The 17213-nt window shown below is 65.8% G+C and carries 12 protein-coding genes; 5 read left to right on the top strand and 7 right to left on the bottom strand.

The annotated features are described in order from the left end of the window. Positions 1-48: 48 nt before the first annotated feature. On the top strand, positions 49-483 hold the full coding sequence (locus ACIBI6_RS10060) for a nuclear transport factor 2 family protein (protein WP_364339116.1): 435 nt from the start codon (positions 49-51) through the stop codon (positions 481-483). Here the strand turns inward: ACIBI6_RS10060 and ACIBI6_RS10055 are convergent, their stop codons facing one another. The 5 genes from ACIBI6_RS10055 to ACIBI6_RS10035 all read right to left on the bottom strand — a co-directional run bounded on the left by ACIBI6_RS10055 (position 484) and on the right by ACIBI6_RS10035 (position 8033). Further along, the gene (locus tag ACIBI6_RS10055; RefSeq protein ID WP_396955789.1) at positions 484-2436 is read right to left on the bottom strand and encodes a hypothetical protein; all 1953 of its coding nucleotides are present in this window, start codon (positions 2434-2436) and stop codon (positions 484-486) included. Between the two features lies 1 nt (position 2437). Continuing rightward, positions 2438-4291: an HSP90 family protein gene (locus tag ACIBI6_RS10050; protein ID WP_396955788.1), complete on the bottom strand. Its 1854-nt coding sequence runs from the start codon at positions 4289-4291 to the stop codon at positions 2438-2440. Positions 4292-4382: 91 nt separating this feature from the next. Continuing rightward, complete coding sequence (locus tag ACIBI6_RS10045) at positions 4383-5798, bottom strand: VWA domain-containing protein (protein WP_396955787.1); 1416 nt, start codon at positions 5796-5798, stop codon at positions 4383-4385. Positions 5799-5801: 3 nt separating this feature from the next. After that, complete coding sequence (locus ACIBI6_RS10040; RefSeq protein WP_051181768.1) at positions 5802-6698, bottom strand: MoxR family ATPase; 897 nt, start codon at positions 6696-6698, stop codon at positions 5802-5804. A gap of 69 nt (positions 6699-6767) precedes the next feature. Then, positions 6768-8033: a glutamate-5-semialdehyde dehydrogenase gene (locus ACIBI6_RS10035; protein WP_396955786.1), complete on the bottom strand. Its 1266-nt coding sequence runs from the start codon at positions 8031-8033 to the stop codon at positions 6768-6770. Between the two features lie 99 nt (positions 8034-8132). On the opposite strand from ACIBI6_RS10035, the gene ACIBI6_RS10030 reads away from it, so the two are divergent. Both ACIBI6_RS10030 and ACIBI6_RS10025 read left to right on the top strand, forming a co-directional pair. Next, positions 8133-8309, top strand: a complete 177-nt coding sequence (locus ACIBI6_RS10030) for a DUF2510 domain-containing protein (RefSeq protein WP_396955990.1) — start codon at positions 8133-8135, stop codon at positions 8307-8309. A 155-nt stretch (positions 8310-8464) separates the two neighbouring features. Further along, positions 8465-9865, top strand: coding sequence for a PQQ-binding-like beta-propeller repeat protein (locus ACIBI6_RS10025; RefSeq protein ID WP_364339105.1), 1401 nt, complete (start codon positions 8465-8467; stop codon positions 9863-9865). A gap of 485 nt (positions 9866-10350) precedes the next feature. On the opposite strand, the gene ACIBI6_RS10020 is transcribed toward ACIBI6_RS10025, so the two are convergent. Further along, positions 10351-13797 carry a protein kinase gene (locus tag ACIBI6_RS10020; RefSeq protein WP_396955785.1) on the bottom strand — a complete coding sequence of 1149 codons (3447 nt, stop codon included), beginning with the start codon at positions 13795-13797 and terminating at the stop codon, positions 10351-10353. A 245-nt stretch (positions 13798-14042) separates the two neighbouring features. On the opposite strand from ACIBI6_RS10020, the gene ACIBI6_RS10015 reads away from it, so the two are divergent. Then, a complete protein-coding gene (locus ACIBI6_RS10015; RefSeq protein ID WP_364339096.1) occupies positions 14043-15416 on the top strand; it encodes a glutamine synthetase family protein in 1374 nt (457 codons plus the stop codon). 1 nt (position 15417) lies between these two features. Next, positions 15418-16473: an amidohydrolase family protein gene (locus ACIBI6_RS10010; RefSeq protein WP_396955784.1), complete on the top strand. Its 1056-nt coding sequence runs from the start codon at positions 15418-15420 to the stop codon at positions 16471-16473. Here the strand turns inward: ACIBI6_RS10010 and ACIBI6_RS10005 are convergent. After that, positions 16470-17204, bottom strand: a complete 735-nt coding sequence (locus ACIBI6_RS10005; RefSeq protein ID WP_396955783.1) for a DsbA family protein — start codon at positions 17202-17204, stop codon at positions 16470-16472. The genes ACIBI6_RS10010 and ACIBI6_RS10005 overlap by 4 nt on opposite strands. Positions 17205-17213: the final 9 nt, after the last annotated feature.

Below are 17213 nucleotides of genomic sequence, written 5' to 3'. Positions count from 1 at the left end.
TATTAACCGGGGTGATAACCCCGGTTAATTGTCGAATAGGAGTATGCCATGTCCACCACCCCTCGTGAGACCATTGAACGCCTGCTTTCCTTGACCGCTGACGGCCCGACGCCGGAGATGGCCGATGTGTATGCCGACGATGCGGTGTTCGAATTGCCGTTTCTGCCGCCGGGTGCCGAGCATCCCGAGGTCGGGCGCGAGGCGTTTCGCGCTCATCTGGTGGAGGGTGCTCGGATTCAGCGCTTCGATTCCGTCGACGACGTCCGCATTCACGAGACGGCCGACCCTGAGGTCGTCATCGCCGAGTATCGGATCAACGGAACCGTGTTGGCCACCGGCAAGCGGTTCGACCTGCTGATCATCAACGTCTCCCGGGTGCGTGACGGGTTGATCGTCTCGACTCGCAGCTACTCGAATCCGCTCGCTGGTGCCATCGCTTTCGACCAGGTCGAGGCACTGCTCGGCGGACTGGTCGCCAGGTGATCAGCGGTCCTCGTCGCGCTGCATGTCGGCGAGTTGGGTGCGGGTGTTGAGGAGTTCGGTGGTCAGCTCGGGTGATGGGGACGTTTCGGCCAGGCTCTCCAGTTCCCTGAGCAGGTCGCGCATGGTCGTGAGCCATGGGCGGTCGGATTCCATACCGGCGCCGTAGAGCTGTAGCCAGGCCGCGGAGCGTAGACATTTGGCCCGGGGGCCGATGCGGTCGAGGGCGCCCCAGAGGTGGGCGGCGCGGAGAAAGGCAACGACCGCTTGTTCGTCTTCGCCGCAGTAGTCCAAGACCGCGGCCGCCGACCAGGCGAGCTCGGCTTCGAGTTCGACGCGGTCGGGATCGTTGTGCACGAGACGGGCCGCCTCGACGAATTGCTTTGCCGCATCACGAAATCGGTTCAGCTTGCGCAGGGATTCGCCGTATTGCCTGCGCACTATCGCCATTTCGGCGGGCGGGTACGGCTGCTCTCCAATGGCCAGTGGCTGTTCGAACAGGGCGGCCGCCTCCCCGTGCCGTCCGGCCCGGTGGCAGGCGCGCGCGGCGACGAAGGTGAGGTGTATCGCATCCGCGGTCGAGATCGGTTCCCAGCGTGCGGCGGCGGTGAGCGCGGCATCGGCCAGTTCGTATTCGCGGCCCGGCTGTCCGGAGAGCACCATCACGAGCTGGGAACTCAGGCGGGCGAGGTGTTCGGCGGGCAGCGCGGTCGCGCCGATCGAAAGCGCCCGGCGCAGATACTGTTCGGCATCCTTCGGGTAGTCGACGAGGCGTACCGCGGCCAGTTCGGCCAGCTGCAGTGCGTCCTCGGCTTGTTCGTCGACCGTGGCGGAAGTCGCGGGGGCCACGGCGGCAACCGTGCGCGGCAAGGTATTTCGCATACCGAGCGGAAGATGGCCGACCAGCGGTCCTTGCGCGAGCCGTGCCGCGACCCGATCGCTGACCACCGTATTACCATTACGCGCGTCATACTTCGCGGTCAGCTCGCCGATTTCGACGCTCAACTCGGTGCGTACCGAATCCACCGTCCCCGCCCCGACTGCGAGTGCACCGAGATCCAACTCGCTCAGCCGCCGCAACAGCACGCACACTCCCGATATGAAGGCCAGCCGAATGGCGACGTCCGCGCCGGGATCGGTCAGCCACGCCGCGTGTTCGGCCAGCATCTCCAGACCACGCGCCTCGTTTCCGGTCAACGCGCAGAACTCGATGTGCTCGCCGACCGAACGCCGCAAATCCGGAAGGTGGCGCACTAGCGGATAACCCGTCAAATGCGCACTGCGCGCCTCGACGGTGCGCCCGGTGCGCAGCATCGGCAGCAACGCCTGCCCGAGCACCCGATGCGGCTCCTCGGCACAGCTGCGCGCACCGTCGATGACCGGACGCCAGCTCTCCAGCGCGGACTCATCGTCACCGGCCTGCGCGTAGTTCGCACCCCAGTGGTTGCGTTCGCAGGCATCGCAATCGGACATGCTGTCCCGTGCTGCGGCACACGCCGCGTCCAGCAGTTCGGCGGCCATATCGTGCTGACCCAGTTCCCGCGCCAGGTCCGAGCGCAATGCGAGCACCGGGCGCACACTGTATCCCCGCTGCCGATAACGACTTTCGAGCTCGTCGAGCCAGCGGTAGGTGGTCTGCAACGGCACCGCGGGGTTCTCGATCAGCCCCCAGGTCAGCCATTTCAGATACCAGTGCACCGAATGCGCAAGCGGACCGAGCTCGGCCGGGAAGTCGTCATAGATCCGCAGCAACCTGCCATAGGCGACCGGCGCCAGATCGCGTTCGCCCGCATAGGCATACGCCTGGGCCAGTTCCAACAGGACACTCCCCTCCAGTGCCCGGTCCGGACCCGACTTCGCCGCGGCGGCAAGCGTTTCCAGGCGTTCGGTGCGGCCACGTCCGTGCGGCAGCGAACGGCTCTGCGCCAGGGCCGATTGGATCTCGGAGGTTTCCATTTCAGGCCTCCTCCGCGGTCTCGCCCGCCGCACGTCGGGTAGCCCAGCTGAGGAATTCGCCGAATGCGCGATTGAGCAGCGCGGTATCGGCCGGTCGCAACGGTCGGTGTGTCATCAATAACGCTTGGCCGTAGAGCGATTCGACCGCGGTTCGCAGGAAGGCGGGGTCGTCGATCCGGCTCAATCGTCGGACCACCGGGCTGTTGTGGTTCAATACCAGTTGCGCTCGGGGCGCACTCGCCTCCAGCGCGCCGAGGATTTCGGTCCAGATCTCATCCGCGCCCACGGTGGTCTCGACGCGTGCTCGTTCATTGCGCGCGCCCCGACTGTCCAGATGCAGTGCGGGCACCGAAACCGGATGGAACGCACGCAGAATCACATCGCAGGACAGCGGATCCAGTGCGGTGCGCGCGGCGGCGAGCACCGGGGCCAGTACCAGTTCCTCGGCCGGATCCACCAGGTCGAGGGCGGCGGTGACGGCAGCCGCGTCCAGCTCGGTCACCGTGACTCCGGGCAGGATCGTGGGCAGCAGCGCGACGAGTTCCGCATCGTAGGCATATCCGCCGTTGACGACGCCGATGCCCTGCGCAGCAGCCGTGGCTGCCACCTGACGGAATTCCTCCACCGTCGCCGTCATCCGCACGGTCGGATGGTTGCGCGCGAATTCGGTCAGTGGAACCCGGCCGTCCGTCGTCTCGAACAGCAAGTGCGGCACCATGATCCGCAGCATGTCCGGTGAATGCCGCGCCATTGCCTTGACGCCGAGTGCGTGCACGGATAGGAACGCGGCGAGCCGCTCGGGCTGTTCGGCGGCGATTTCGGTGAGCCAGTCACGGATTCGGTCGCCGAGGCTGTCGCGGACGATGGCGAGGCGTTCGTCTTCGTAGAGGCCCTCACGCGAGGCGGTCGGACGCAGGCTGTCGGTGTCGATGACACATCGCACGAAGAAGGCCCAGTCCGGCAGCAGTCCGCGCACGGCGTCACCGAGCAACATGCCCTTGAGATACACCCGGTGCGCACTGCTTTCGGCGGGATTGCCCGGCTGCGACAGCACGAAGGCAATCCCGCTGACCCCCGCCAATTCGGCATCGAGATCGATCACATCAAGCGGGGTGAAACCGAGGACGCGCTCGCCGTATTCGAACAGCGCCGCGCGTCGCTGCGCCGCAGATGCGTAGCTGCGCCGCCATACCGGTGGACCATCGGTGCCGCGCAGTCCGGCACCATTCGCCTCGACCGTCACTTCGTAGGGCAGTAGCGATCCATAATCGCGGACCAGGTCCAGCACCCGCCCAGGTGTGAACCACTCCTGCGCACCGGCTCGCGGTGTGAGATGCACCGTAGTTCCCGGCTCTTGCCGCACTGCCGGATCGAGCTGACGCAGCGAGTAGGTGCCATCGGCTGCGGCCAGCCATTCGACGGGCGAGGCGTCCGGGTCGAGGGCCGAGCGGGTGACCACACGGATCGTCTCGGCCACGGTGAAGCACGCCAGCAGCCCAATGCCGAACTGCCCGAGGAACTCTCGACGCGCGCCCTCGATATCGTCTCGCTTGGACGATTGCCCGATGGTGGCGAGGAAACGGTGCACATCCCTCTCGGTGAGACCGATACCGTGATCTGTTATCCGCAGACCTGATTCGTCGATGAGCAACCGAATCGCGGTGGGCGCCAACGCATCACGCTGCCTGCGCGCCGTGACGGCATCAACCGCGTTCTGCAGTAGCTCACGGAGGTAGACCCGGGGGCTCGAATACAAGTGATGCGAGAGCAGATCGACGATTCCACGCAGATCGACCTGGAACGAATAATCCCCACTACCGCTGCGGCCAGACCCATCCGGCGCGTTGTTCACCATGGAGCGAATCCTGGTGCGCAGCGCCAATAGTTCTCTTAACGAATGCTGATGGTGTTAACGCAGACCGATAATGACTTCGGTCACAATCGCGTCACACCGGTAGCAGCCGCGACACCACCGCGGTCAGCTGTTTGGCCGAGCGGCACTCGTGCATCTCGATCACTTCGCGATATCTGTTGGCGGCGGAATCGCCTGTGCCCCAGTTGCTTTCCTTCTCCGGATTCAGCCAATGCGCGTGCTTGGCGGTGCGCACCAGCTCGTGCAGCGTATTCAGATCCGGATCACGGTAATTGGTGCGGGCATCGCCGAGGATCAGCAGCGAGCTGCGGGAGGTCACCGCATCGGGCCACTGCTCGACGAAGGTCGACAGCGCATGGCCGTAGTCGGAGTGCCCGTCCAGGCCGACCACCTTGCCCTCGGTGAAGATGCGGGCCATGGACTGGTCCAGCTGGGTGTGCGGATCGAAGAACCGAGTCACCTCATCGGTCCGGTCCACGAACGCGAATATCCGCACCCGGGAGAACTGTTCGCGCAGCGAATTGACGAGCAAGAGGGTGAAGTTGCTGAATCCGGCCACTGAGCCGGACACATCGCAGAGCAGCACCAGTTCGGGGCGACCCGGTCGCGGTTTGCGATTGACAAGGTCGATCGGCACACCGCCGGTCGACATGGATTTGCGCAGTGTCTTGCGCAGATCGATCTCACCGCGACGAGCGTGCCTGCGCCGCACGGCAAGTCGGGACGCCAGGATTCGGGCCAGTCGCTGCGTGCTGCGCCGCATCTCCGCGAGCTCGGTTTCCGAGGCCCTCAAGAAGTCGACGTCCTCGACCTGCCGGGAGACGGCATAGCTCGCGACGCGTTCCCTGCCGATATTCTCGGCCACCCGCCTATGCGTTTCTGCCTCCACGATGGCGCGGAATCCGGCGATGCGCTGCCGACCGGTGCGGCGGGCGACCTCGGCATCGAATTCGCTGGTATCCGGTCCGACAGCCAAACCCTGCAGGATCCTGGCCAGCAGCGTTTCCGGCTGCACCTCGCGCAACGTTCGGTACGCCGAGAAGGACGGACCGCGCGAGGATTCGTACTGCCCGAGTTGTTCGACCAGTTGCGCAGCGATCATTTCTTGCTGCTGCGTCGAATCCTCCCTGCTCAGCAGGGCCGCGAGCAGTCCGCGCAACGCGGGAATATCGATCTCGCCGGACGGCGTGCGCGGAAGTTCGAGATCATCCGGAGTGCTGCTGCGCGCACCGATGGCCGCCGGGAACCACAGGTCGAACAGGCCGTCGAAGGTGCTGCGATGAGTGGTGCGGCGCAGTAGCGAACAGGCCAGACCTTCGCGCACGACGTCACGGTCCATCAGATCCAGCACGGACATCACACGGCCCGCGTCCACCGTCTCCGAGGGACCGACCGGGATGCCGCGCGCCCGCAATGCCTCGACGAAACCGACGAGATGTCCCGAAATCCCGTGCGGCGCATCGAGTGTGGGCTGCGATCCGGCCGCCATGGCTCAGGCCAGCTTCAGCTCGGCCAGCGCACGCTGGTGGTCGGCTTGGTGCTTGAGCACGACACCGAGGGTGGCGCGCACGGTCGTGTCGTCGAGATCTTGCAGACCCAGCGCGAGCAAGGTGCGTCCCCAGTCGATCGACTCCGCGACGCTCGGCAGCTTCTTCAGCTGCATGCCGCGCAGCACGTGCACGATCCGAACCAACTGGGCGGCGACCGAGGCGGACAGCTCCGGAACCCGGCTGGCCAGGATGCGGCGCTCGAGTTCCTCATCCGGGAAGTCCAGGTGCAGGTAGAGGCAGCGGCGCTTGAGCGCTTCGGAGAGCTCGCGCGTCGCATTGGAGGTCAGCACCACGAACGGCTTGCGGCTCGCGGTAATCGTGCCGAGTTCGGGGACCGTGACCGCGAAATCACTGAGCACCTCGAGCAGCAAACCCTCGATCTCGACATCGGCCTTATCGGTCTCATCGATGAGCAGCACGGTCGGATCGGCGCGACGGATCGCCGTCAACAGCGGGCGCGACAGCAGGAATTCCTCGGTGAAGACGTCGGCCTTGGTCTCTTCCCAGTCGTTCTCGCTGGAGGCCTGGATCCGCAGAATCTGCTTGGCGTGATTCCATTCGTACAGCGCGCGGGCCTCGTCGACGCCCTCGTAGCACTGCAGGCGCACCAGCTCCGCATCCGCCGTCTGCGCGACCGCCCTGGCGAGTTCGGTCTTGCCGACACCGGCCGGGCCCTCGATCAGCAGCGGCTTGCCGAGCCGATCGGCCAGGAATACCGAGGTCGCCGTCGCCTTATCGGCCAGGTACCCGGTCGTGGCCAGCCGTTCGATCACATCGTCGACCGAGGTGAAGATCGGCTCCTGCACTGCGCTTTCGGTACCCACGTAGCGTCCTTCCATTGAAACCCACCCCTAACGCTACGGGAGTGCCCGAAGCAAGCGCTCGGCGGTTCTTACACCGAACGAAATCTAGACCGGCCGGATCTGGCCGTCGCCCCAAACGATCCACTTGGTCGAAGTCAGTTCCGGCAGCGCCATCGGACCGCGGGCGTGCAACTTCTGGGTGGAGATGCCGATCTCCGCCCCGAAGCCGAACTGCTCACCGTCGGTGAAGGCGGTCGACGCGTTCACCATGACGGCGGCGGCATCGACCCGGTTGGTGAATTCGCGGGCCGCGGCCAGTTCACCGGTGACGATGGCCTCGGTGTGGCCGGTGCCCCAAGTGTTGATGTGCTCGACGGCCTCGTCGAGATCCTTGACGACCTTGAGCGCGATATCGAGGGTCAGGTACTCCTCGCCCCAATCCTGATCGTTGGCGGGCACCAGTCCGGGCAGGTCACCGTGCACGGTGACGCCGTTGCGTTCCAGCGCCTCGATCAGCCGGGGCACCGCGGTGGTGGCGATCGCGTCATCGATGAGCACCGTCTCGGCGGTATTGCACACGCTGGGACGACGGGTTTTGGCGTTGATCAGGATCTGCTCGGCCATCTCCAGATCGGCGGCTTCGTGCACGTAGACGTGGCAGTTGCCGGTACCGGTCTCGATGGTGGGCACGAGTGCATCGCGGACCACCGCATTGATCAGGCCCGCGCCGCCGCGTGGGATGACCACGTCGACCAGGCCGCGGGCCTGGATCAGATGGGTCACGCTGGAGCGATCGTGGCTGGGCAGCAGCTGTACCGCATCAGCCGGAATGTCCAGTGCGACAAGGGCTTCCCGCAGCACGGCGACGAGTGCAGCATTGGAGTGCGCGGCCGAGGAGGAACCGCGCAGCAGCGCCGCATTGCCGGACTTGAGCGTGAGGCCGAATGCGTCGACGGTGACATTCGGGCGGGCCTCGTAGACCATGCCCACCACGCCGAGCGGCACCCGCACCTGACGGATCTCCAGCCCATTCGGCAACGTCGACCCACGCACGACCACACCGACCGGATCGGGCAGGCCGGCCACCTGGCGCAGCCCGGACGCGATGCCGTCGATGCGCGCCTTCGTCAGCCGCAGCCGGTCCAGCAGTGACTCCTCGGTCCCCGCTGCCTGCGCGGTCGCGATGTCCTCGGCGTTGGCGGCGAGCACGGTATCGGCCGCCGCTAGTAAGGCGTCGGCCGCCGCATGCAGCGCCTCGTTCTTCTGCGCCGTGGTCAGCTGTGCGAGCGCCCGCGAAGCGACCCGAGCATTGCGCGCGGCATCGTGCACCGTCTCGCGGATATCCTGCTCGGTCGTGGTTCCAGCCGTCATGGGTAACAGCCTACTGACCGGTGCGAAAGCGGTTCCAGCCACGGCCCGGACCGGCGGCCTCTCAATACTTGCCGCACGGAGCTCCTGCTGCTCTTGATCGTGGCACTGGTGGTCGCCGGAGTGGGCGTCGGGCTCGTCCTGCTCATCGTGCAGTCCGGATCTCGCAGACCGAGCCACCCCGCGCAATCGATGACACCGGGGTGGTATCCGAATCCGGCGAATCCCGGCGTAGTGCGCTGGTTCGACGGACAGCAGTCGACGCCGCATACGCACTGACACTGCCCCAACGCGTCTTCCCGGATCCACGCCGCATGCTGAACCGGCACCATCGGCCTCAGTCCGGTCTGAATTCTCAGCTTTGACAAGCCGATACCTTGCAGATCGGGCCGTCCAGTGCCTGGTCCCGATGGATCCATGAAGGAGACCTCCGAGTGAACAACGCTGCAAAATGGCTCATCGATCAGCGGAGGATCTGGATCACGGTGCTGGTCGTGGCTGTGGTGGCGGGTATCGCTGTGGTCGTGTGGGTGAACCGATCGCCGGTACGGCCGCAGGAGGTATCCACGGCTGCCGGTGGCCGGTTCCGGATTTCGCCCCGGCTCGACTCCACTCCGGTGCCGCAGTGGACATTGCGCGCGGCCGACTTGTCCGAGGAGCCCGGTGCGGTTTTGCTGGCCGCGCCGCAGACCCTGAGTCGCTACTACGGTTATGGCTCGCCGATGGACACCGGGACGATGATCGTCGCGGCAACCGCGGTGCCCGGCGGGGCTGCGCCGGGCGAAAGTGCTGGGTTAACCGTCGGTCCAGTGCGGATGCACGGCATCGATCCGGACACCGGCCAGGTGCGATGGACGACCGATGTCGGCGAACTCCTCGGCTGCCGTGAGCAGGTGTTCGACGGAAAGATCGCCTGCCACGGCACGAATCGGGTGTTGATCGTCGAGGCTGCCACGGGCTCGGTACTCGAAGACCATGCGACGGACTTCGAGGTCATGGACGTGGCGGTGCACGACGGCGTCGTTTCGGTAACCGGCCGAACCGCGGACTGGATGACCGCCGTCGTCACGCGAGGGACCGTTTCCGCTATCGACGCCATCTGGCGGCGGACGTATCCGACGCCCGTTCCCGGCGACCCGGTCAGGCCCAGGATCGTGCAGGACTACTTCATGGACGGGCACGACCATGGCGTTCGCGTCTACGATCTGTCCACCGGCGAGTTGCTATTCACCGCCCCCGTTGGCTATACGTTCGACGGCGGCATTGTCGCTTCGCAGGTGTTCGACCGCGGCTGGAGCGCGGGACGAGTCACGCTTCTCGATCGCAATGGCCACTCGATCACCGAGGTCAGCAACGCGAGCTTCCTCCTCGAGTGGTACCCGACCGCGACCACGACGCCGCCGCCGATCCTCACCGGAGAAAGTGCCTACGAGCGAACGACCGGCCGAGTCCTCTGGACCAATGCGCAGATCGGTATCGACGAGCACACAGGACGTATGACCGCCGTAGAAGGAGTAGTCGATAACACTGTGATCGTCCGATCGCTCGATGGATCAGAGCTGGCGGGCCTCGATCTCACTGATGGACACCGGATCTGGCAGCAGCCGACGCCGTTCGCGAACACTGCCCGCTACGACGGCATAACCGACGCACGCCACCTCATCCTGACCGACGGCACCACCGTGCACGCGATCGACGCTGGAGACGGTTCGAGCGCGTGGTCGATGCCGTTACCGCCCAGTGGCAGACCCAACTTTCGCACGGCGGTGAAGGCAATGGGTGGGCGCATGGTCACCGTAACCGCGCAGGAATTCACCGGATACGCTGCGGCATAACGTGACTGCATCGCAAGGAAACCGCTGAGCAGTTGCGAGAGACGCTTCGATCGCTCCGGAAAGGTCGCCCCTGAGGTCACGCCCGAATCACGACTTCACCGAGCCCGGGGGCACCGCTCCCGACGCGCTCGCTGTCCTCCGACGGAGCATCGAACGCCGCCAACAGGCCGCGCTTCTTGTACTTGGGTCGAAGCATCCGTCCGACCATGTCGGTCGGGGACAACCAGGAAATGACTGCGCCGTGTTCCTGGTTCGTGAGCAGCCGTGGAACGAGTTCTGCCGCAACGGTTTCGGGGAGATCGGCAAAAGCCGAGTAGAGCCGCAGATGCCGAATCACCGTAGCGAATGACCACCCCGCGGGTCCGTCGACTCACACTGCGTGAGCAAACTAAATCCCCTGTGGCGGAAGCGAAGTCGAACGCAGCTTCCGGCAGCGCGGAATCGACCGAAAGCAGGTGAAAGCGGCACAGTCACAAGCCGACGCCTTATTCGTGATATGTCCGCTCGCTGATTCCATCGATCTCTTTCAGGATCTGTTGCAGGAAAGGCCGGGGAGGCCGGTCGGGTGCCTGCGGGGCGGCGAGCAGGGTTTCCACGACGGGCGCGATCGCGGGGGCACTGTCCACGGCCACTCGGACGAGACCGAGTTCGGCGCACCGAGAAAGCGCCGGAGTCAGGCAGGCGATCGCCTGTTCGCTACGTCCGGCGACGGAAAGGCAACCGCCGTATAGCAATCGAGCCTGCAGAAGCGCGCGGGGGCGAGGCTGGGTGCGGATCTCGGCGACGATCTGTTCGGCGGCGGCGACGCCGCGCTCGGTGGCGGACGGTGACTGTTGGGCAAGCAGGAGACGAATGGCCGACTCGTGGGTGAGTTCGGCGGTGACCGCGAGCGGGTGGTTCGGTTGCCGCTGGTAGCTGGGCAGGTGCTCCAGCGTCTGCCGGTCTTCGTCGGTGATCGGCAGACCCAGTCGTACCCGCTCGTTCACAATGCGGGCGGTCAGCCGTGGCAGGGCGATGTGCTCCGCGACCGTTTGCCCCTCGTCCAACCGTCGTCGCGCGGCATCGAGGTCGCCGCGCACTGCCGCCAGCCTGGCACCGGTCCCGTAGGTAGCGACCAGGAATTCCACGGCGCCGGTCGTGAGGCCGGGGCCGAGTGCCAGCAGCTCCGCGGCTTCGGCGTATTCCCCTTTCTGGTAAAGCAATTCGCCGAGCAGGCCGCTGGCCATCCGGATCGCGTGGGATTGGCTGCCGGTACTCCGGGCGAGGGTGAACGCGGAGCGGAAGAGCTCCTCGGCTCCGGCGATATCGAGTTGTTCGGCGGCAGCTTCGCCGGCGATGCAGGCGCCGTACACCACGCCGGCCGGACCGTTGATGCGAGTCCGGTAGGGCTTGGCCCATGCGTGCCAGCGACGGGCACCCGCGAAGTCGAAACGATAGTAGGCGGCCGCTTCCGCGGTGGTGGCCGCGACGCTGGCGAGGAACGGCCGCACCGGCTGCCGCAGCCATGCCTCGGCGGCATCCGGGAAATCCTTGAACCGGTCCGTCACAAGGTATTCCGCGGCTCGCGTCACATCGGCCTGGACGCGCAGGTCCGCGGTCCCGGGATCGTCCGGTGCGGCGGTTGCCAGTGCCGCGTCCACGCGATCCAGCGCGGTCTGGGTGGCGATAGGGCGCTGGAGCGAGATGTTGGCCCAGGCCACCGACAGTTGCAGCCGTGGATCGGTAACCGCGATCGCGGCGGGCAGCTTCTTTACCAGGCCCAGGAAGGTGGCCATGCGGGAATCTTCGATCAGCGTGTCGGCGTGTTCTTGCACCAGCTGTTTCGCCTGCTCGGCGGCGCCGGCCGCGAGTGCGTGATCCACGGCTTCGGTGAGCATTTCGTGCCCGGCGAACCAGTTCGACGCGATCAGATGCAGCTCTTCGAGCAAGCCGGGATGCTGCCGGACCAGTCTGCGGCGCAAGAAGTCCGCGAAGAGCGCGTGATAGCGGAACCATTGCAGCTCGTCATCGATGCTGCGCAGGAAGAGATCTCGGCGCCGCACCTCCTCGAGCTGTTGCTGCCCTGACAGCACGCCGGTCAGCGCCTCCGCGAGATCTCCGCAGATGGTGTCGGTGACCGCGGTCCGAATGACGAAGTCGAGCATCGTCGGTTCGAGCGCGCCGACGACGTTTTCCATCAAATATTCGCCGATGGCGTAGTGCTGCCCGGTGATCTGGTCCAGGTAGCCCCCGGGATCCTCCTTGCCGCGCAGCGACAGTGAGGCGAGCTGCAGCGCCGCCACCCAGCCCTCCGTCGACTCGCGCAGCCGGTCGACATCGGCGTCGGAAAGGTGCAATCTCTTCGCGCCGACCAGGAAGTTCGTCGTTTCCCCAGAATCGAAACGCAGTGCGCTCTGATCGATTTCCACCAGTTCGTCCTGGACGCTCATGCGCCCCAATGGAAGACCGGTGCGACTGCGGCTGGTCACGATCAATCGCAGGTGGTCGGACCCGTTGTCGAGTAGGAACTCCATCGCGGCGAGGGTCGCCGGACTGGTCACTTGGTGCCAATCGTCGATCACGACGGCGACGGGCTCCGCGCTGTCGTGGATCTCGTTGATCAGGGCCGCCATCACCTGCTGCGCCGCGCCGGCGGAACCCTCCTCGAGAATCTGCGTCAGTTCGCTGGCCAGCGTGGGACGAACCTGCCGAATCGCCTCCACCAAGTGGCTCAGGAACCACACCACATTGTTGTCGTCCTCCGCGATCGCCAACCAGGCCACCCGGACGCCTTCCGCGGCGAGGGCGTGCGCCCACTGTGCGGCCAGGCTGCTCTTGCCGAAACCGGCCGGGCCGTGAATGAGGACCAGTCGCCTGGATTGCCCCTCCCGTAAAGTCTCCAGCAACCGCGGGCGGTTGATCAGCCGACGCAGCGTCGTCGGTGGGCGGAACCGGGTCTTCGGGGCCGATTCCAGCGGCAATACGGCGCTCGAGGTTGTCTGCGAGAGCGGCCGAACGCCCGCGACCGATCCCGTTGCGCCGGATCCGTCGTGCGCCGGGGCGGCCATCGTGTCCACCGGCAGCCCGCAGGAGAACTGCGCGGTACGCAACCGCTCACCGAAGTCCCTGGCTGATGCCGGGCGGTCGGCCGGATCGGTGGCCATCGCGGCTTCCAGGGCGGCGCACACCATTGCCGGTACACCGGCGGATCGCAGGTCCGGGACGGGTTCTGAGGTGATGCGCACGAACTGCGCCACCATCGACTCCCCTGCTTGGCGCTCGAACGCGGCGTGGCCGGTGAGAGCGGTGAACAGCGTCGAGCCGAGCCCGTAGATATCGGAGAGAACCGTCGGAGGTTCGCCGCGGATCACCTCCGGAGCCGTGTAGGCCGGAGTACCCGCGACCGTGCCTGGCGCCGTCTCGAACGCGCCGCCCACCCGCGCGATACCGAAGTCCGCCAACTGCGGTTCACCGTAGTCACTGATCAAGACGTTGCCGGGATTGACATCGCGATGGATGACGCCTGAGGCGTGGGCGGTCGCCAGTGCGCCCGCCAGCTTCACGCCCACACCCAATACCTCCTGCCACGGCAAGGGCCCGTCCGCGCGAATCCGGGTGGCCAGCGAGCCTCTGGGGTGCAGGGGCATCACGATGAACGGCCGCCCGGTCGCGGTGACATCGGTCGTCAGCACCTGGACGATGTTCGGGTGGTTCGAGAACTTCCCCAGCGCCCGCTGTTCGCGCAGGAATCGGGTCCGGTCCTCATCGTCGACCGTGGAGCCCAGAACCTTGACCGCCACGTCCCGCTCGATTGCGGACTCGGTGCACCGGTACACGATGCCGAATGTGCCTCGGCCGATCTCTTGGGCGTCGGCGAACCCGGCCGCAGCCAGTTCCGCTGCGATACCGAAAGTCAGGTCGCGTTGCGTCCCCTCGGAATTGCGCTCGGACACCGACCGCTCACCCGATCATCGGCGCAGATTTCCCGGAAATTCGCGCGTTTGCGGCGGCCTGCCATCCCGACCGCACCACGAGCGACTCATGTATTTACCTCTCGAGGCGAAAACGAGCTGGTCCCGACAGGTCGATCATAAGCCGCGACGACGAGAGCAGTGTGCCGTCCAACGAACTGGCCGCGCAGCGACGAGCTAGCCCGAGTCCGTCCCGAAGCGGGCGAGGGCGGATTATCTTGGGACTCATGCCCACCATGCCGGATCGGATACCGGCCGAGGGTGCCCATGATGCGTTGATCGGGCACCTCGAGGCCCATATGGTTGCTCTGACTTTTGTGGATAATGCCGGGATAACCAGGGTGAAGACGGTCCCGAAGGCGCGGTTGGCGCAGGCCGCCAGGTTCGGGATCGGGGTTTCGCCTTGTTTCGAGACCTTCACCTTCGACGATCTGATGTCCGTCGGGCGATATCTGGGCGGCCCCGATGGTGATCTGCGGCTGATTCCCGATCTGACGCGATTGACCGAACTCGCTTGTCAGCCGGGGTGGGCCTGGGCGCCCGCCGATAAGTTCAGCCAGGACGGCACTCGCTTCGTCGGCTGTCAGCGCGCCTTCGCGACTCGGCAGGCCCAGGCGGCCGAGAATGCCGGACTGCGGCTGTCGATGGCGTTCGAGACGGAGTGGTCGGTCGGGCGCGGGGATATCGAAAACGATTTCGTCCCAGTAATATACGGGCCCGCCTACAGCATGATCCGATTGAGCCAGGTGGGCGAGTACGCCAGCGATCTCGTCGCGGCCCTGGAGCGACAGGAGGTCGCCGTCGATCAATTCCATCCGGAATACGCACTTTCGCAACTGGAATTGTCGGTCGCACCCAATGATCCGGTCGCGGCGGCCGATGACGCGATCCTGGTCCGGCACACCATCCGGCAGGTGAGCGCGCAATACGGTTGGCGCGCGCTGCTCGCGCCGTGTATCGAGCGGGGTGGAGCGGGTTCCGGTGCGCACCTGCATTTTTCGCTACACGACGACGAAGGACCGCTGTTGGCCCAGGGCGAGGGCCCCTATGGCATGCGCCGCGCTGGCGAGGCGTTCCTGGCCGGTGTGCTGCGGGAACTGCCCGCGCTGGTCGCGGTCGGCGCGGGCAATCCGGCGAGCTTCCTCCGGCTACAACCTTCGCGATGGGCAGGGATCTGGCAATGCTGGGGTAGGGAGACGCGGGAGGCGGCACTGCGCTTCATCACCGGCGTGCGGGGCACCGAGGACTGGGCGGCCAATGCCGAGGTCAAGTGTTTCGACGCGACCGGTAATCCGTATCTGACCGTCGGTACGGTCATTGCCGCCGGACTCGCCGGTGTCGCCGAAGAACTGCGGTTGCCCGCCGAAATCACTGGCGACCCAATGGGGTTCGATGCCGAACAACTCATGCTCTCGGGTGTGCGGCGGTTGCCGACAAGTTCGATGGAGGCCGCCGACGCACTCGCGGAATCCAAGGTGCTCGCCGATGCACTCGGCGTCGAATTGCACGATGCGCTGCTCACCGTGCGCCGCGCCGAGGCAGAACGCTATCGGGATATCAGCCCGGCCAAGGTGGTCGAGATGACCCGATGGCGGTTCTAGCGTGCTCACCGATGGTGTCGCGCTGACCGATCACCATTGTCACGGCGTCGTCGCCGCGGATCTGGACCGCCCTGGCTTCGAGCGACTGCTCGGTGAAGGGCAGCGCGGCAGCTTCGATTCGGCGATCGGTCTTGCGGTAAGGCGTTGGTGCGCACCGGTTCTCGACCTGGAGCCGCATGTCGATCCGGAGCGTTACATCTCCCGCAGGGCCGAGCTCGGTTGGCGGGCAGCGACCACCCGACTGCTGCGCGCCTCCGGCACCACCCGATGGTTTCTCGATACCGGATTCGGCGGTGGCCGAGCGGAATTCGCCGCCCTCGCCCCTGGTAAGGTGCGTGAGATCATCCGGCTCGAACAGATAGCCGAACAGGTGATTACCGAAGTCAGCACCGTGGCAATGCCTTTCGAGGATATCGAAACCACATTGCGTAGTCGGGCCCGAAATGCCGTCGGCCTCAAGACAATCGTGGCCTATCGTTATGGTCTGAACTTTCCCGTCACCGATACCCTGCCGTCGACGGTCATCCACGAACTGCGCCTCACCGATCCGGCAACGCTCGGCTGGCTGGTCGGACTCGGCGCGCGCATCGGCGCGGAGCTCGGCCTGCCGTTGCAGTTCCACACCGGATTCGGCGACACCGATCTGCGTCTCCAGCACGCCGATCCGCTGCTGCTCACCGAATTCCTGCACGCCACCGCGGGCTCCGGACTATCGGTCATGCTGCTGCACTGCTGGCCGTTCCACCGCAACGCCGCCTACCTCGCGCACGCCTTCGACCATGTGCACCTCGACCTCGGCCTGACAATTCCCTACGTGGGACAACGCGCCGCGGCGGTACTCGGCGAAGCGCTCGAACTCGCACCGTTCCGGTCGATGCTCTACTCCTCCGACGGCTACGGACTTCCCGAGCTGCACTACCTGGGCGCACTGCTGTGGCGGCGCGGCCTCGGCCGCCTGCTGGACGAATGGATCGCTGAGGACGCCATCACTCTGGCTGATGCCGAAGGGCTGGTCATAGCGATCGCCCACGGAAACGCCGCGCGCACCTACCCCTAGCGCGCGGCCGCGATGGCGGCCTCGAGTCCGTTCGACAGCTGGCTGGAATCGAGTTTCTTACCGTTGACGAAGACGGTCGGGGTGGCATTGACATCGCCGTTGAGCACCCGCTCGGTCTTGTCATGGACATAGCTGTCGTAATTGCGATCGGTAATGCACTGAGCGACCGACGGGTCGGTGTAGCCCGCGTTCTTGGCGATCTCGACGAGCTTGCTGTCGGACAGGCCACTGCCGCCCTCGGCGGGCTGCTGTTCGAACATCGCGGCGAACCAGCCTTGATACTTCGAATGGTCTTGTCCGGCGACACAAAACGATGCGTTCGCGGCGCGCGAGGAGTACTCGGTGCTCGACGCACGGTCCAAGAATGCGATGACGTCGTATTCGACGATCGCCGTTCCGTTCTCGGCGGCGTCCTCGAGGGTCTTGGCGTTGCGTTTCTCGAATTGTTTACATGCGGGGCACTGCAGGTCCGCGACCACGCGAACGACGACCTTCGCATTCGAATCGCCGACGCGCACGGTGCCGGCGGCGGTCACGCCCGCCGGGGTATTCCCGGAGGTGGCGGCTGTCGCGACACCGGTAATGACGCCGCTCTTCTGCACCGCAACCACGCCGACCACGCCCACGACGACGAACAGCAATGCGGCGACCACCACCAGAATGACGACAGTGCGGTTGCCGGACCGCGACGCCGGCGGTGGACCCGACCATCCACCCTGAGGGATGCTCACCGTGCTTCA

It is taken from the genome of Nocardia sp. NPDC050412, assembly GCF_044458825.1.
Classification (GTDB): Bacteria; Actinomycetota; Actinomycetes; order Mycobacteriales; family Mycobacteriaceae; genus Nocardia.
Note: the sequence above shows the minus strand (reverse complement) of the source record. Positions and strands in the feature narration are given on the sequence as shown.

Excerpts from the sequence above, each read along its gene's own strand:
- ACIBI6_RS10060 (WP_364339116.1), top strand. The coding sequence starts at position 49 with ATGTCCACCACCCCTCGTGAGACCATTGAACGCCTGCTTTCCTTGACC.
- ACIBI6_RS10055 (WP_396955789.1), bottom strand. The coding sequence starts at position 2,436 with ATGGAAACCTCCGAGATCCAATCGGCCCTGGCGCAGAGCCGTTCGCTG.
- ACIBI6_RS10050 (WP_396955788.1), bottom strand. The coding sequence starts at position 4,291 with ATGGTGAACAACGCGCCGGATGGGTCTGGCCGCAGCGGTAGTGGGGAT.
- ACIBI6_RS10045 (WP_396955787.1), bottom strand. The coding sequence starts at position 5,798 with ATGGCGGCCGGATCGCAGCCCACACTCGATGCGCCGCACGGGATTTCG.
- ACIBI6_RS10040 (WP_051181768.1), bottom strand. The coding sequence starts at position 6,698 with ATGGAAGGACGCTACGTGGGTACCGAAAGCGCAGTGCAGGAGCCGATC.
- ACIBI6_RS10035 (WP_396955786.1), bottom strand. The coding sequence starts at position 8,033 with ATGACGGCTGGAACCACGACCGAGCAGGATATCCGCGAGACGGTGCAC.
- ACIBI6_RS10015 (WP_364339096.1), top strand. The coding sequence starts at position 14,043 with ATGCCCACCATGCCGGATCGGATACCGGCCGAGGGTGCCCATGATGCG.